Source organism: Nocardia flavorosea NBRC 108225 (assembly GCF_001613385.1).
GTDB classification, from domain to species: domain Bacteria; phylum Actinomycetota; class Actinomycetes; order Mycobacteriales; family Mycobacteriaceae; genus Nocardia; species Nocardia flavorosea.
On sequence record NZ_BDCG01000012.1, the window covers coordinates 552705 to 568148 of the forward strand.

Below are 15444 nucleotides of genomic sequence, written 5' to 3' on the forward strand. Positions count from 1 at the left end.
GCCGGCAGCCGCGAATCCACCGCCGGTCCCGTGTATTACCCGCACGACGATATGCCGAATCCTCATGACCGTAAGGCCATTCACATCTGGCGTTATCTGCCTGCAATTTGTCGTGTCTCACATCACGTCGGGTACGCGTGACGCTACCGCAGGTTCCGTTGCAGTCCTGGGGCCGCCGCCGTCTGTGTCCGTTCCCGGTGGGAGGTGTGTACGCGCTCCCCACCGCCGCAGCTGTCGCACATCAGTTGCGGCCCGGCCGCCGATCTGCCCGCGGCGCAACACCCTGGCTGCGGGCGGAGCGGACGGGACACCTCTCGGCCCCCTATGTCGAAGCGGGATCCGGAACGCCGGACGCCAGGTGCCGACGCAGGAACATCAGCTGATGATCGACGGCGGGCTCGAAGAACGGGTTGCCCGGCCAGACCCCGAAATGGTCGCAGGGATAGTGCCGGACCTCTGCCCGGGCGGCGAAGGCGGCCTTCGCGGCGGCGTACGGGGGCGCGCCGCGGTCGAAATCGGCGATTTGAACCAGAACCGGTAGCTGCAAACCGGCGGCTGCCCGGGCCGGTCGGTAGCCGGCGAGCTGCGGCAGCACACTCGCGTCGATCTCGTTACGCCAGGTGGGTCCGGCCAGGGCGCGGTAGGACTCGTACCAGCCCTCCAGCGCCAGCGCCGCGGGCTCCCCGGGCCGGCCGACAAGTGGGATGAGGCCCGGTCCGCCGGTCACCGCGTCCAGCTGCCGGCGCACGGCAGCGCCGGCACCCCGCAGTGTTGCCGCGACGCCGCCGGATCGGATGGCCAGCGCGGCCGCGGCGCGGCCGTCGACCAGCGGGGTGAGCGAGACGACCGCGGCGAGCGCCGCCCGCGCGGTGGCCGATTTCTCCGGAGTGGCCCGGGCGGCCGCGGCCGCGGCGAAGACATGGCCACCGGACAGCGAAACACCCCACAGCACGATCCGGCTCGCATCGACCCCCGGGAGTTCGGCGGCCGCGGCAACCGCCGACCGATAGTCGGCGAGCTGATCGGCCATCCGGACCCGCTGCCGGGGGTCGCCGCCGCTGGCCCCGAAGTACCGGAAGTCGAAGGCGAGGACGTCGATCCCGGCGGCGGCGTACGCGCGGGCGAACGGTTCGAGGCCGGAATCCTTCGTCCCGCCGAAACCGTGCGCCATCACCGCGACCGGTCGCCCGGCCGGGCCCGCGAGTTCGGCCGAACCGGCGGCGAAGTGCCAAGCGTGGCATATATCGGCGCCCGAGCGGAAGGTCAGTTCGGCGGGGCCGGTCGCGGCAGCGGGCTCAGAGGTGTGGTGCACAGTCATGACGATTCCTCGAGGTGGTGGGTTCGGCGGGTGCGTAGATCGAGCGCAGCCAGACCGTGACCACCGATTCGATATAGCGTTCCCGGTCGAGCTCGGCCCCCAGGGTGAGGCGCTCGAGCAGGCGCTCGTTGAGCAGGAGCAGAACATCGGCGAGCGTGGCCGCATCTCCACCGGAGGGGGCACGACCCGCCCGGCGTTCGTCGTCGATCATGGCTGCGATCGAGGGAATGAAGGCCTGACGCTCGGATTCCCAGAGCTCACGTACCGCCGCGGAGGCGCTGCGTGCGTCGAGGACGGCGCTGTAGAGATGCCGGTGGCGGTCCCAGAAATCCACCAGCCCGCGGATCGTGCGTTCGATACGATCCGCCGGTTCCCCGGGGCCGACGAGGATATCGTTGACCGCGAATACTTCCTGGTAGATATCTTCCAGGGCGGCACCCACGGCGGCGGCCTTGTTCTCGAAATAGAAATAGAAGGCCGAGCGGGTCAGCCCGGCACGCCGGGAGATCTCGGCGATATCGACGGCCTCGAGCCGACCCCCGTTATCGCGCAACAGTTCGTCCAGCGCCACCAGCAGTGCCTCCCGGCGTTGTTCACCGCGCGGGGGGCCGCGCCGGTCGGTACGCGAGCGGACCATCAGCGGGCCGGCCCGGCGTGCGCGCGGGCCCGGCGCAGGCCGGCGGGCATCTCGGCGGTCCGCAGATCACGTTCGTAGACGAAGTAGTCCAGCTGCTGGGTATGCCGGGGGCGGTCCACGATATGCCCGGTGAAGCGCTGCCGGTCCTCCTCGATGACCCGCACCATCGTCTCCTCCGGCGGCGGCCGGTAGTGCCCGGCCGCGTAGGCGGCCACCAGCCGGGCCTGGCATTCCACGAACGGGAACAGGGTGGGGAACGGCTGCGCGAAACCGACGAACGCGAGACGGTCCACGCCGGGTTTGAGTATGCGTTTGTACAGGTCGATCCGGTTGTCCGGTGCGCTGATGAATTCGGGCTCGAAGAACGGGAAGGTGATGTTGTAGCCGGTGCAGTAGATGATGACGTCGAAATCCTTGTGCGTCCCGTCGGCGAAATGCACGGTGTCACCGTCGAGCCGGCGCACATCGGGTTTGGCCACCACATCGCCGGAGCCCAGCCGCAGCGGCAACTCCACGGATTGGGTGGGGTGGGCCTCGAAGAACTTGTGGTTCGGTGCGGGCAGTCCGTATTTCACGGGGTCACCCGATATATATGGCGTGAACGTCTGCACGAGTTTGCGCTGCCAGGACAGCGGAACATAGGGAACGGTGCGGAAATAGCGGTCCGCCGGGGTACCGGCGAAATACTTCGGTACCACCCACGCGCTCGACCGGGTGGACAGCCAGACATCGTTGTCCATCGCCCGGGAGGACAGTTCGACGGCGATATCGGCGGCGCTGTTACCGATGCCGACGATCAGGATGCGCTTACCGTAGAGGTCCAGCGGGGTTCGCGGATCGATATAGGCGTGGGAGTGGATGGCCTGCCCGGTGAATTCGCCCGGGAAGCCGGGGAACCGGGGATCCCAGTGATGGCCGTTGGCGACCACCAGCAGGTCGAACTTCCGGTTCTCGCCGCGCTCGGTCGTGATTTCCCAGCCCTCGCCGACGGGGCGGGCGTGCCGGACACCGTTACCGAATTCGATGGACCGCTTCAGATCGAAGGCCGCCGCGTAACCCTCGAGGTACTCCTTGATCAGGCTGTGGTGCGGGAAATCGGGATAGGAATCCGGCATCGGATAGTCCCGGAACGACAGCTGATACTTCGAGGTATCGATATGCAGCGACCGGTACGCGCTGGAATGCCCGTTCGGATTCCCGAAGGCCCAGTTACCGCCGATCCGGTCCGAGGATTCGAAGCAGGTATAGGCGATCCCGTAATCGCCGAGCATCTTTCCGGTGGTCAAACCGCTGATTCCGGCGCCGATGACCGCGACGGTGGGGTTCGGCATAGGCCCTCCTGCGTTTTTCGCTCCCTGACGGAGACCAGCCGACAGTGACGCCGGTCACCCGAACCGTAGGGTCACATTTGACGCGTGTCAAGAAAAATCGACCCTTGTCAGCCACGGTTGCCGGGCTTACTTTGTGAGTCACGTCATAACGGCCGGAGTCGAAGGAAACCCCATGCGCGCACTGCAACTCACCGAACCCGGCCGACTCGAGATACGCGATGTGCCGACACCCGAACCCGGCCCGGGTGAACTGCTGATACGGGTCGGCGCCTCGGGAATCTGCCATTCCGACCTGCACGTTCTGCACCTGCCGTTCAAGGTCCGCGACGAACCCCTGATCCTCGGCCACGAAATAGCGGGCACGATCGCCGCGCTGGGCGACCGGGTCGAGGGGCGGACGCCCGGGGAACGCGGGATCGTGTATCTGTGCTGGTCGTGCGGGAACTGTCCGGAATGCGCGAGCGGAAACGAGAACGTATGCCGCACGGCCGGCCGGGTCGCCATGCCGCCCTGCCCCGGTCTGGGCCCCGACGGCGGTATGGCCGAATACGTGGCCGTCCCCGCAGGTTCGTTCGTGCCCATCGGCGATATGGATTTCGTGGCCGCCGCGCCGCTGGCCGATGCCGCCCTCACCAGCTATCATGCCATCCGCGGCGCCCGCGATCAGCTGTATCCCGGGTCGACCGCGGTCGTGATCGGAGCCGGCGGCCTGGGCCATGTCGGCATCCAGATCCTGCGCGCCCTCACCGCGACCCGGATCGTCGCAGTGGACACCGACCCCGGCAAACGAGATCTGGCCGGCGAATGTGGGGCGCATGAGGTGCTCGCGGCCGGCGACGATACCGCCGACCGGATCATGGAATTGACCGGCGGACGCGGCGCCGAGGCGGTATTCGATTTCGTCGGAGTGGACGCCACCGCACAGCTCTCGGTGCGCAGCGTCGCCCCGAACGGCGCATACCGGATGATCGGCCTGGGCGACGGGGATCCCGGCATCACCGCCGGTCCCGCGGGCGGGCCCGGACTGCCGTGGGGCGCGACCGTCCGCAAATCCTACGGCGGCACCAAACGCGATCTCATCGACAGCGTCGCACTCGCCCGGGCAGGCAGTATCGAGGTCCGCACACAGCAGTTCCCGCTGGAGGACGGCGCCCACGCCTACGCACTGCTGGAACAGGGGCGTATCCGCGGACGCGCGGTCCTCGTACCGTGAGACCTACTTTTCGGCCGATGCCCACATATTGCTGATCAGAGTGTGGCTGGGTGTGTCGGCCAGCGATTGCGACGATTCGTAGATCCGGACATAGGACGTCGCGGCGATCCGCCAGATACCGTCCTCGCCTTTGCGATATCGGTCGGTGTAGTAGCCGGAGCCCCGAATCAGGACATTGAACTCGGTGGCGATCACCGTATCCTCGAACAGCCAGCTCCCGGTCGCGGTATCACCGTCGACGACGATCTCCGGATGGTTGGCGACATGGGTGGTCACGATGCTCGGCCCGGTGTTCTTGCGCATGAACTCGACCACCGCCTCGCGGGTGTCGAAGACGAGTTCGGAGCCCATCACATGCGTGCCGTAGCGGGCCTTGATCTCCGGGTCCAGGGTGGCGGCGAAATCGTCCCACTGTTTCAGGTCCAGAGTCCGGAAGTACCGATACTTGAGGGTGCGGATTTGTTCGAGTGCCTGCAGATCCATGAGGTCACCTTGGCACGAACGATCGCCCACAACAAGAACACGTTCCACTTTTTCGGCGATGGCGCCGACCGGGCATTCGGCGCCACCCGTATGCTCGGAATCGGATCCCCTCTCAGCCCGCCACCGATGGGCGATCATCGGCACTTCCCGGGCCGCCGGCCGGGGTTTCCCGCCCGTTCGGCAGGACCGCCCAGCGCCGCAAACCGCGTGGGGTCCACCAGTTCGCCGCCCCCGCCAGACGCATGAATGCGGGCACCAGTACCGCCCGGAGGACGGTCGCATCCACCACGATTGCGATCGCGATCCCCACGCCGAGCATCTGCAGATACATCACCTGACCGGTGGCGTAGAGCGAGAAGGAGACAGCCAGCACCAGCGCGGCCGCGGTGACGAGCGGCGCCCCGCGCTGCAACCCTTCCAATACCGCCCGGCGATTGTCCCCGGTGGCCCGGTAGCGCTCGATGATCCGGGACAGCAGAAAGACCTCGTAATCCATGGACAATCCGTAGGCGACACAGAACAGCAGAATCGGGAAGGCCGGGTCGAGCGTGCCGATCGGCGTGAATCCCAATACCCCGGCGAAAGCACCGTTCTGGAAAACGAAGACCAGGACACCGAACATCACCGCCAGGCTGAGCAGGTTCAGCACGATCGCCTTCGCGGCGAGCACCACACTGCCCGACATGGCCAGCAGCACCGCAAAGGTCACCACCGCGATCAGTGCGGCGACCGCCGGAATCCGCTCGGTGAGCACGGCCCGGAAATCGGTGAGCTCGGCCGGATAGCCGCCCACCAAGACCTCGTCGAAGGGCCGCGGGACCGCCCGCAGTTCACCGACGAAGGCGGGAACCTCGGTGCCGGCCAGTATCCGCCGGGTCGGGATGACCTCCAGCCGGGTACCGGTATCGCTGACCAGCCGGCCGGGATCCGGCGCCGGTCCGGCGAGCACACCGCCGACGAACACCCCCGCGGTCGAGTTCACCCGAGCCACGCCGCCCACCCGGGACAGCGCCGCCGCGTACCGTCCGACGGCCTCCGGCGGTACCGCCCGTCCGCCGGGCGCCACGAAATGCACGGCATCGTTGGCCTCGACGTCGAAGGTGGCCCGCAGGTCGTCGTAGGTCTGCCGGGTGGAGGCGCTCGGTGGCAGGACGCGGTCGTCGGGGAGGCCGATCCGCAACCCGGCGGCCGGCGCGGCGAGTACGGCCAGCAACAGGATCGCGGCGGTCGCGGAACGCACCGGATTCCGCATCACCACATCACCGAACCGGTACCAGAAACCCTGTTCGGTATGGGTCACCGGCCCGGCGCGGCGCGGCAGCGCCGCATGGCCGGTGACGGCCAGCGCCGCGGGGAGCAGGACCAGCGCCCCGGCCACCGCCGTCGCCACGACGAGCACCCCGGCGTAGGCGAAAGAGCGCAGGAACGAATAGGGGAAGACCAGCAGCACCGACAGCGCCGCGGCCACGGTGATACCGCTGAAGATCACCGTCCGGCCCGCGGTCGCCACGGCGGTGCGGACCGCGAGCGGTACCGCCGCGCCGGACCGCAGTTCCTCTTGGAACCGGGAGATGACGAAAAGACTGTAGTCGACTCCCAGGCCGATCCCCATCACCAGGGTGATGTTGGCGGCGAACGTCGATACCTCGGTGAAGGAGGCGACCACCCGCAGCGCCGCCAGCGTGGCGAAGACTGCGAACAGACCGACCGTCAGCGTGTACAGCGCCAACCGCAGCCGCCGGTACAGCATGAGTAACAACAGCAGCATCAGCGGGATGATGATCAGCTCGGCGCGCAGGAAATCCTGCGTGGCCTGGGCGCTGATCTGGCCGGATACCGCCTCCGCGCCCGCGACTCGAACCTGCACCGTGGCATCGGCACGGGTGAACTCGGGCAGCAGCCGGTCGATGATCTGCGCCCGCGCCGTCGTCGCGTCGCCGGAGACATGAGCGAGCACCACCGCGTGCCGGCTGTCGGCGCTGCGCAGCGTGGGATCACCGTGCGCCGACCAGTACGACCAGGCGTCGGTAACGGCCCGGTCGGCACGGAGTTCCGTGGTCAGGGCGGCGCCGGCGGCCGCGACCTCGGCCGAATCGACCGACCCGCCGGCCGCGGTGACGAGCAGGATGAAATTTGCGTTGCCGGTGTGGAAGTCGCGCTGCAGTACCTCGTGGGCGCGCACCGATTCGGTACCCGGTGCCTCCCAGCGGTTGAGGATCATCTCCCCCATCGCACCGGCCCCGATCACCCCCGAAAGGAGGGTGAGCAGGATTCCGGCCACCAGCACCGGCCTGGGTCGAGCAGCGAGCAGCGCGCCCAACCAACTCAATGGGGACATGAGAACTCCGCGATCTCCGCTAGCATGAATTTACGAGCGACCGCTCGTAAATTCAGAATACGAGCGGTGACTCGCATTTGTCAACGGTCTTCCCGGGACGCAATGCTGGAACATCCGTGGACTTTGTTCGCAGCCGATGGAGGAACCGTGGCCGACACCCGATCCGTTCGCCGCCAGGAACGGGGCAAACAGCGTATGGCGCAGATCCTCGACGCCGCGTTGGAACTCTTCGGCGAACTGGGTTACCGAGCGGTGTCCACCAATGCCATCGCGGCGCGCGCGGGCATCTCCCCCGGCTCGCTGTACCAGTTCTTCCCGAACAAGGAGGCGATCGCCGAGGCCCTGTCGGTACGTCTGGTGGAGTCCTTCCGCGCCGCGCACGCGTCGGCGTTCGAACGAAGCGACCTCGCCGATATCGGCCTGGACGAACTGGTCGACGCCGTGATCGACCCCCTCGTGGCCTTCAACGTGGCCCATCCCGGCGCGAAGGCGCTGTTCGCCGACACCGATATGCCCGCCGGGCTCGCCGAGGGCACCCGGCCGTTACAAGAGGCGCTGCTCGGCCGGGTGGATTCCGTGATCGCAATCCGGGCACCGCAGCTCTCCGCCGCCGACCGAGCCCGCAGCGGGCTCGTCGCGGTACAGATCGTACGGGCGATGACGGGAGCCATCGTGGCCGCGAGCGGGCAGGACCGGGTCGCCCTGGTCGCCGAGACCAAACGCGCCCTGCGCGGCTATCTCGCCGAACTGGAATCCGACTGATACGGCGTCGCCCCGGTTTGCCCGCGGCGGGCGGTGGTATTGCTTTCGGAAACGAAAGCAGAGCCGACCGTGGGAGCGGCCCGTCGCAGCGGAGCGCCGCTCCCGTACCGAGCGACGGAGAACCCATGAACAGCGCCGATATGCTCACTGATGCCTTCGAACGGATCCGCGAGGTCGTGCACGAGGCGGTCGACGGGCTCGACGACGAGGCCCTGAACTACCGCCCCGATCCGGAAGCCAATTCGATCGCCTGGCTGATCTGGCATCTCACCCGGGTCCAGGACGAACACCTGGCAGAACTGACCGGCGGCGAATCGTTCTGGACCGGGCGCGGCTGGTTCGAACGTTTCGACCTACCCATCGACCGCGCGGCCACTGGATACGGGGACACCCCCGCCGATGTCTCCAGGATCCAGGCCCCGGCGGAGCTGCTCACCGGCTACTACGACGCCGTCCACGCCCACACCCTCCGATTCGTCGGCACCCTCGCCGACACCGGCCTCGACGAAATCGTGGACGAAACCTGGAACCCGCCGGTGACCATGGGCGTGCGGCTGATCAGCGTGATCGCCGACGACCTGCAGCACGCGGGGCAGGCCGCCTACCTGCGCGGTGTACATGCCCGCACCACGAATTCCGCGGAAGTACGGCACTGAGACCGCCGCACCCACCATCGGTACGCGATGGACCCGCCGCCGGCACATCGGCGGCGGGTCAATCGCGTAGGGCTTCCTCCCGCAACCACCCCAGGGTCCGCGACAGTATCCGGGAGATATGCATCTGCGAGACACCGAGCCGCTCGGCGATCTGGGACTGCGTTTTGGATTCGAAGAAACGCATCCGCAGCACCTGGCGTTCCCGATCGGAAAGCTCGCCCAGCAACGGTTCGACCGCCAGATAATCCTCCAGCCAGCCATACGACGCTTCGTCGCACCCCAAGGAATCGACCAACGCCGGCGCGGCGGATTCGCCGTCCTCCCCGGCAGGTGCGTCCAGCGAGGAGGTCTGGTAGGCATTACCCGCGATCAACGCCTGGGTCACCTCCACCAGATCGATCTCGAGTTCGTCGGCGATCTCCCGGGCCCGCGGCACCCGGCCCAGCCGCTGAGACAGGATCTCGATCGTGGGGCCCAGGCTCAGCTGGATCTCCTTGACCCGCCGGGGCACTCGCACCGACCAGGTGTTGTCGCGGAAATGACGGCGCACCTCGCCCATGATCGTCGGGACGGCGAACGACAAGAACGACGAACCCCGGGCGACATCGAACCGCTCGACGGCGTTCAGCAGGCCCAGCCGGGCCACCTGCAGCAGATCGTCATAGGCCTCGCCGCGACCGGAGAACTTCCGGGCGATATGTTCGGCCAGCGGAAGACACCGGTCGAGTATTTCCGCGCGCAGCGCCGCCCGCTGCGCCGAATTCTCGGGCGCGGCGGCCATTTCGCCGAACAACGGCTCGATATCGTCGTAGCTGTCGGTGCCACGATGGCGGCGTGAGGGCCCCGGATCGATGCGCGGTGCCTCATGCGCCATCGGCGCCCCCTCGGTACCAGCTGAATTCGACATCGGTCGGGTATCCACCCCTCGCCACATCGTAGGGATGCTGCACGACGCCGACCCCACGCGTGAGGGTCCGCACTATATGCCAGCCGAACCCTTCCTGATCGAGGAGCGATTCGGTCGTCGCAGTCGAGGTTACGCGCACAGTCATCCGGTGCTCGTCATAATCGAAGTCGCAGCTCAGTGTCGACTCGGCAACGGCGCCCGCAATCAACGACGTGGCCACCTCGTCGAGGGCCAACCGGATATCGGTGACTTCGTCCAGACCGAAATCGGCTATCAGCGCCACCGTCTCGGCCAGCGCGCGCAGCATCACCAACTGCTCGTGCTCCGCCGGTACCCGCACGCCGACGGTCGTCGTATCCCGTGAAGTCGTTTCCACAGAGTCGGAGACGCTGTCCACCATGCGCACCACCACCTCGTTCCTGCGGCCCCACCCGAGGGCCGGCGGCGCCTGCCGGGGCCACAGTGGCATTGACCCTGCGGCGACGCCTCGGCTGTCTGTCTCGGCCTGATTGTCACATGCGCTGGTACCCCGCATCAGGGTGCCGAAACCGCGAGCCCGCCTCGGATCCCCGATCCATGCGCTCGTGCGCATCGGCGCTCTCTGGTCGATCGGGTGCGTAGCACCGGTATGACGTGCGCGCTTCGGGCAGTAGTAACTGCGCGCGGGAATACGGCTCGGTCCCGGCATCCGGCGCCAGCGGGCAGGTAGTCATCGGCGCGACCCCCTCCCTGTCATCCCCCACCGTGGCCCGGCGAACCAGCAACGAACGGCACCCACGCGCTGCGGGAATCCCTCCGAGCGCCGATCGGGCCCTGCGGTCACGCCTACGGATCCGCTCGTGTTGCCCCCACTGCTCCCGGGCGGGCACCTCACCACATGTACCGACCACCGCCGGCCCCTCCGGCGGTGGTCGGTATCCCGGTGTCAGCCTGTCAGCGCCGCATGCAGTGTCGGGAAATAGCGGAACTGGTGGCGCGCGCCCGTGATCTGGAGCGCCCGCTCGATATCGTGACGACCGCTGACCAGCCGTAATTCGACTCCGTGGCGCCAGGCGTCGCTCTTCGCGCCGGACAGCGCCGATGCGGCACGGATACACAGAAACGTCGTGGCCCGCAGATCCAGCACGACCACCCGGCAGCCGTCGTGCCGACAGCGCCCCAGCAGCACACGGAAGTCGTCGAGTCCGACCGCGTCGAGTTCACCCTCGACCCGGGCGATCAGGCAGTCGGGATATTCGGTACTGCGGCGCGACCACATGCGGCCGGCGGCTGCGGTGCGCGGATCGTTTCCCCGGTGATGCTCGATCTGGTGCAGGGCGGTGGTTACCAACATACGAATCCCGTCCATTGCGTTGGGGATTTCCGGTTGGCATACCCGGTCGGGACCAGCGACCGGACGAGCGGAGCGCCCATCCAGGGAGCCCGACTGCCGACATATGCCGCACCGGGTTCGGCTGTGTGTTTCAACCGCGATCTCATTCTGGCACGAGTCGTTGACTCTGTACACCGGGCGCGGTCACGGTCGTGACGGGAGACGTTTACCTCGCGCCGGGGCGGCTATTGCGGGGGCAACGGGAGCCGGCCCCGGCTCTGGCAGTACGGCAGGAGCGGAGGTTCATACCACGATGGCTTCTCTGAGCGCAGTCGCGCTGGTGTGCACACTGAAGAAATCACCGGCCGAATCCAGTAGCGACCGGATCGCCCGGCAACTGCTCGACGAACTCACCGCACACGAGGTGAGCGGCGAGGTGATCCGGGTGGTCGACCACGATATCCGGCCGGGGGTGAGTGCCGACGAGGGCGACGGCGACCAGTGGCCGGATATCCGCGCCCGGGTCGCGGCCGCCGATATCCTGCTGTTCTGCACCCCCACCTGGCTGGGGCACATGTCCTCGGTGGCACAGCGGGCATTGGAGCGGCTCGACGCGGAACTCTCCGAAACCGACGAGGCGGGGCGCCCCGCGATGTTCGGCAAGGTCGCGGTCGCGGCCGTTGTGGGCAATGAAGACGGTGCACACAAGATCGTCGCCGACGTCTTCCAGGGGCTCAACGATATCGGTTTCACCGTCCCCGCCCAGGGCGCGACCTACTGGAACGGTGAGGCGATGAGCGGAGTGGATTACCTGGACCTCGAGCGCACACCCGACGCCGTCGCGTCGACGAATTCCACGGCGGCGCGCAACGCCGCCCATCTGGCCCGGCTGTTGCAGACCACGCAGTATCCCGCCGGTTGACCACCGCGGTGCGCACGGACGGCGACATCGTCGCCACGAAAGGTGAATCCATGGTCGAAACACTCGCCGCCCCAGGGAGCCTCGCCCGGGGAATCCCCCTGCCCGTGCCGCGAGGGCCGCTGTCCGCCGACCTGGTGGCGTTGCTGCCGGCCGAGCCCGGCAGTCCCGTACCCCAGGCTCCGACGGCCATCGATCCCTTCGGCGACGATCTCCAACTGGCCCTGCACACCTGCTACGAACTGCACTATCAGGGATTCCGCGAGGTCGACCCGGAGTGGGAGTGGGACAGTGGCCTGCTGGGGTTGCGACGGGACCTGGAACGCCGGTTCTCCGACGCGCTACGCGCCGAAGTCCCCGGCGGCCACGATGTGGCTGCCGAATTGGAGCGGCTGCTCACCGCGCCCGCAGCCGGTGGCACACCGGCCTGGCTGCGCGACGAGGGTACGTGGGAACAGGCGCGGGAGTATTTCGTCCAGCGCTCGATCTACCACCACAAGGAAGCCGATCCGGTCGCCTGGGTGATCCCGCGGCTACGTGGCCGCGCCAAGGCCGCACTGGTGGCGGTCGAGTTCGACGAATTCGGCGGCGGACACGGCGACCGCATCCATGCCCGCCTCTACGCCGACCTCCTGCGCGGCGCCGGCCTGGCCGACAGTTATCTGCACTATCTCGACGTCGTACCGGCTCCTATGCTGACGCTGGTCGACATGATGTCACTGTTCGGGCTGCACCGGTCCTTGCGTGGTGCCCTGGTGGGCCATTTCGCGGCCGTGGAGATCAGCTCCTCCCCGGCCTCCCGGGTCATGGTCGAGGCACTGCAGCGGTTCTCGGCGCACGCGGACTGCGTGCGGTTCTACGCAGAACACGTCACCGCGGACGCCGTGCACGAACAGGTCGTCCGGCGCGATGTACTCGCCGATCTACTCGCCCGCGAACCCGAGCTCGCCGAATCGGTGGTCTTCGGTATCCAGGCCACCGAACTGCTCGAAACCCGCTGCACCGAGGCCATGCTGGGCTGCTGGCGGGTAGGGGACAGTTCGCTGCGCCCCGAGGCCGGGTGAGCCCGATGCTGGTTCGTGCGCCAGGGGTGTACCGGCCGCAACCCGATACCTGGCTGCTGGCCCAAGCGATGACCGAAGCGGCGCTCCCGGCCGGCGCCAGGGTTCTCGACGCCTGCACCGGGACCGGTGCGCTGGCGATCCACGCCGCCCGGACAGGAGCGGCGGCGGTGACCGCGGTGGACCTGTCGCGCGCCGCGGTGACCTCGGCCTGGCTGAACAGCCGACTGCACGGGGTGCGCTTGGAGCTGTTGTGCGGGGATGTCACCGAGGTGGTCGCGGACCGGACATTCGATGTCATCGTCGCCAACCCGCCGTATGTGCCCAGCGAGGAACCGCGGCCTGCCGGCCGGTCGGCTCGCGCCTGGGATGCCGGTCGGCACGGTCGGTCGCTGCTCGACCCACTGTGCGCGATGATGCCGCGCCTACTGACCGCGGGTGGCACCGCGTTGATGGTCCATTCGGCTCTCTCAGGGACTGCGACCAGCCTGCGCCAGCTCCGCAGCGGCGGCCTGAAAGCAACCGTGGTCGCGCGGACGGTGATCCCGTTCGGCCCGGTATTGGCTCGCCGCAGCGGCTGGCTCCGCGACCACGGCCTGATCCGGCCCGGGCAGCAGCACGAGGAATTGGTGGTGATCCGTGCCGACCGAACACGATGAGAAACCGGCCGGCCCCACAGGGCCGGCGGTCCACGCCCGCCCCGCTCCCCCGGCGGCGGCCGACGCCCGGGCGCTTTCTTCCCGTCCGGCCGAGTGCCGGATCGGTCCGGTCACGACGGCTACCGACGCCGGCGCGCCTGCCGATACGCCTGCGAGAGCCGACAGCCCACGGTCGCGAGGCACGGCTGCCCGGCCCGAGGCGAATCCCGCACGAGCGGAGACCGACGCCGGCACGGCGCCCACGACAGCAGCCGAACCGACCCGGATCGTTTTCACCGAGGACGGGCCCGCACTGGTCGACGGCCCGGTGGAACTGGTGACCGCAGACGGCGCGGTGATCCGCGCGGACCGTTTTCTCGTTGCGATCTGCCTGTGCAAACGGTCGCGAGCGTATCCACTGTGCGATACGAGCCACCGCCGGCATCGCCGCTGCGACCGCTGATGCTTTCCCGCCGTCACCCGATTGGGCGGCGAGGTAACGGGTACGCGCCCCGCGTGGTGCGACGAACGATCCTCGCCGCCGCCTCACCCGGCCCTCACACCGGTGGTTGTCCGCGGACCGGGCGGGCGGCGACCCGACCCCGCCGGCGTGCCCGGCGACAACCGAAAGTGGGGATGCGCTCATGAGTTCGATGGACCCAGATCCGGCCGCGACTCCCGACCTGGAACCCGGTGGCGGGGTACCCGCGGGTTCCACCCCGCCGGATACCGCACAGACTTCGGGGCTTTCGGCGCCCGAACCGCGGACCAGCCACCGTTTCCCGCCGACCGGGGTCGCCGCGGTGATCGCTGTGATCGCTCTCGTTGCGGTGTTCGCGGTGGTGGCACTCGTGCTGATCGCGTCGCTGGGCTGCCGCCGGGCCGGTGGGCCGGTGGGCCGGTGCCGTCGGCGGCAGGGCCCGCGCAATCAGCCGGTGACCGGCCGATTGCCGGCTGATTAGCACAGCGCTGCCCGGGTAGCCGCCCGATATGGTGCCGACGGAGGAGCAGTTGCTGCACGCTTTGACCCGGGCCGTGAATGCCCTGAAACAAGAGGGCATACCGTTCGCCGTGGCGGGTGGTTGCGCCGTATATGCGCGGGGCGGACCGCCCTCCGACCACGATGTCGATCTGTTCGTCAAACCCGAGGACACCGCCCGGGCGCGCAGCGAACTGGCACGCGCCGGGCTGCGGCTGGCGGATGCGGCCGAGGATTGGCTGACGAAAGCCTACGACGGAGACACCCTGATCGATATCATCCACCGGCCCAACAACCGGGAAGTCGACGAGGCACTCCTGGGCCGGGCCGAGGTCATGCGGGTGGGCCCCGCCGTGGCGCCCGTGGTCGACGCCACCGATCTTCTGGTCGACAAGCTGCTCGTCTTCGACGCACACCGGCTCGACCTCAGCCCGCTGCTGCGGATCTCGCGCGATCTGCGTGAACAGGTGAACTGGCCCGCGGTGCGCGCCCAGACCGAGCATTCGCCGTACGCGAAAGCATTCCTCGGATTGATCGACGATCTCGGTATCGCCGATACGACCGCACCCCCGCACACTTCCGGAAAGGCGCAGTAGATGTCCGGTAATCCGCACTCCTCCCGCCAACGGCCACCGGAGTATCTGGCCGCCGAGCTCCATCGGGCGCTGGCCGAGGATCCGCGCACGGCCGAACAGGGGGTTCAGGTCCGGATCCGCGGCGATGTCGTCGTCCTCGACGGCGAGGTGAGTACCGCACAGCGGCGGCTGATGCTCGAGAACGTGGTGCACGATATCGCTCCGGACCTGCCGATTCACAACGATGTGCACGTCACCGCGGCAGCCCGGCCGGGCGGCAGCGAAGAACTCGGCACTTGATGTCGAGCGAGCCAG

The 15444-nt window shown here is 68.2% G+C and carries 17 protein-coding genes and 1 pseudogene; 10 read left to right on the forward strand and 8 right to left on the reverse strand.

Features of this window, described 5'->3' with window-relative positions; translation table 11 throughout:
* Window positions 1-322 precede the first annotated feature (322 nt).
* Genes NFL01S_RS15545 through NFL01S_RS15555 form a run of 3 tightly spaced genes read right to left on the reverse strand, consistent with a single transcriptional unit; the run spans window position 323 to window position 3286 of the window.
* Window positions 323-1318 carry an alpha/beta hydrolase gene (locus NFL01S_RS15545; protein ID WP_062975746.1) on the reverse strand — a complete coding sequence of 332 codons (996 nt, stop codon included), beginning with the start codon at window positions 1316-1318 and terminating at the stop codon, window positions 323-325.
* Complete coding sequence (locus tag NFL01S_RS15550; RefSeq protein WP_062975748.1) at window positions 1296-1955, reverse strand: TetR/AcrR family transcriptional regulator; 660 nt, start codon at window positions 1953-1955, stop codon at window positions 1296-1298. Before NFL01S_RS15550 ends, NFL01S_RS15545 begins: the two co-directional genes overlap by 23 nt.
* Window positions 1955-3286 (reverse strand): flavin-containing monooxygenase, encoded by a 1332-nt coding sequence (locus NFL01S_RS15555; RefSeq protein WP_062975750.1) that lies wholly within the window; start codon window positions 3284-3286, stop codon window positions 1955-1957. Before NFL01S_RS15555 ends, NFL01S_RS15550 begins: the two co-directional genes overlap by 1 nt.
* 172 nt (window positions 3287-3458) lie before the next feature.
* On the opposite strand from NFL01S_RS15555, the gene NFL01S_RS15560 reads away from it, so the two are divergent.
* Window positions 3459-4499, forward strand: a complete 1041-nt coding sequence (locus NFL01S_RS15560; RefSeq protein ID WP_062975752.1) for an NAD(P)-dependent alcohol dehydrogenase — start codon at window positions 3459-3461, stop codon at window positions 4497-4499.
* 3 nt (window positions 4500-4502) lie between these two features.
* Here the strand turns inward: NFL01S_RS15560 and NFL01S_RS15565 are convergent, their stop codons facing one another.
* Together NFL01S_RS15565 and NFL01S_RS15570 are read right to left on the reverse strand one after the other, a co-directional pair.
* Entirely contained in the window at window positions 4503-4982 is a 480-nt protein-coding gene (locus tag NFL01S_RS15565) for a nuclear transport factor 2 family protein (protein WP_062975961.1), read from the reverse strand.
* A 112-nt stretch (window positions 4983-5094) separates the two neighbouring features.
* A complete protein-coding gene (locus NFL01S_RS15570; protein WP_084492703.1) occupies window positions 5095-7320 on the reverse strand; it encodes an MMPL family transporter in 2226 nt (741 codons plus the stop codon).
* A 147-nt stretch (window positions 7321-7467) separates the two neighbouring features.
* Here NFL01S_RS15570 and NFL01S_RS15575 point away from each other — a divergent pair, with 147 nt between their 5' ends.
* Together NFL01S_RS15575 and NFL01S_RS15580 are read left to right on the forward strand one after the other, a co-directional pair.
* On the forward strand, window positions 7468-8082 hold the full coding sequence (locus NFL01S_RS15575) for a TetR/AcrR family transcriptional regulator (RefSeq protein ID WP_210744793.1): 615 nt from the start codon (window positions 7468-7470) through the stop codon (window positions 8080-8082).
* A 125-nt stretch (window positions 8083-8207) separates the two neighbouring features.
* Window positions 8208-8738 carry a mycothiol transferase gene (locus NFL01S_RS15580; protein WP_062975754.1) on the forward strand — a complete coding sequence of 177 codons (531 nt, stop codon included), beginning with the start codon at window positions 8208-8210 and terminating at the stop codon, window positions 8736-8738.
* A gap of 58 nt (window positions 8739-8796) precedes the next feature.
* Here the strand turns inward: NFL01S_RS15580 and NFL01S_RS15585 are convergent, their stop codons facing one another.
* From NFL01S_RS15585 to NFL01S_RS15595, 3 genes are all read right to left on the reverse strand, one after another.
* Window positions 8797-9612, reverse strand: coding sequence for a SigB/SigF/SigG family RNA polymerase sigma factor (locus NFL01S_RS15585; protein ID WP_062975756.1), 816 nt, complete (start codon window positions 9610-9612; stop codon window positions 8797-8799).
* Window positions 9602-10057, reverse strand: a complete 456-nt coding sequence (locus NFL01S_RS15590) for an ATP-binding protein (RefSeq protein ID WP_245670710.1) — start codon at window positions 10055-10057, stop codon at window positions 9602-9604. Before NFL01S_RS15590 ends, NFL01S_RS15585 begins: the two co-directional genes overlap by 11 nt.
* A 513-nt stretch (window positions 10058-10570) precedes the next feature.
* On the reverse strand, window positions 10571-10978 hold the full coding sequence (locus NFL01S_RS15595; protein ID WP_063915964.1) for an STAS domain-containing protein: 408 nt from the start codon (window positions 10976-10978) through the stop codon (window positions 10571-10573).
* Window positions 10979-11270: 292 nt separating this feature from the next.
* Here NFL01S_RS15595 and NFL01S_RS15600 point away from each other — a divergent pair, with 292 nt between their 5' ends.
* The 7 genes and pseudogenes from NFL01S_RS15600 (at window position 11271) to NFL01S_RS37630 (ending at window position 15429) form a co-directional block, all read left to right on the forward strand.
* A complete protein-coding gene (locus tag NFL01S_RS15600; RefSeq protein WP_062975759.1) occupies window positions 11271-11879 on the forward strand; it encodes a flavodoxin family protein in 609 nt (202 codons plus the stop codon).
* A 50-nt stretch (window positions 11880-11929) separates the two neighbouring features.
* The gene (locus NFL01S_RS15605) at window positions 11930-12940 is read left to right on the forward strand and encodes an iron-containing redox enzyme family protein (RefSeq protein WP_062975967.1); all 1011 of its coding nucleotides are present in this window, start codon (window positions 11930-11932) and stop codon (window positions 12938-12940) included.
* A 5-nt stretch (window positions 12941-12945) separates the two neighbouring features.
* Complete coding sequence (locus NFL01S_RS15610) at window positions 12946-13596, forward strand: HemK2/MTQ2 family protein methyltransferase (protein ID WP_174555689.1); 651 nt, start codon at window positions 12946-12948, stop codon at window positions 13594-13596.
* Window positions 13577-14038 carry a CDGSH iron-sulfur domain-containing protein gene (locus tag NFL01S_RS37625; protein WP_371851827.1) on the forward strand — a complete coding sequence of 154 codons (462 nt, stop codon included), beginning with the start codon at window positions 13577-13579 and terminating at the stop codon, window positions 14036-14038. Before NFL01S_RS15610 ends, NFL01S_RS37625 begins: the two co-directional genes overlap by 20 nt.
* Window positions 14039-14219: 181 nt before the next feature.
* A pseudogene (locus NFL01S_RS15620) lies at window positions 14220-14435 on the forward strand (DUF6480 family protein); the annotation flags it as partial.
* A 130-nt stretch (window positions 14436-14565) separates the two neighbouring features.
* A complete protein-coding gene (locus NFL01S_RS15625; RefSeq protein ID WP_062975763.1) occupies window positions 14566-15150 on the forward strand; it encodes a nucleotidyltransferase family protein in 585 nt (194 codons plus the stop codon).
* Window positions 15151-15429 carry a BON domain-containing protein gene (locus tag NFL01S_RS37630; RefSeq protein ID WP_062975766.1) on the forward strand — a complete coding sequence of 93 codons (279 nt, stop codon included), beginning with the start codon at window positions 15151-15153 and terminating at the stop codon, window positions 15427-15429.
* The last annotated feature ends 15 nt before the right edge of the window (window positions 15430-15444 follow it).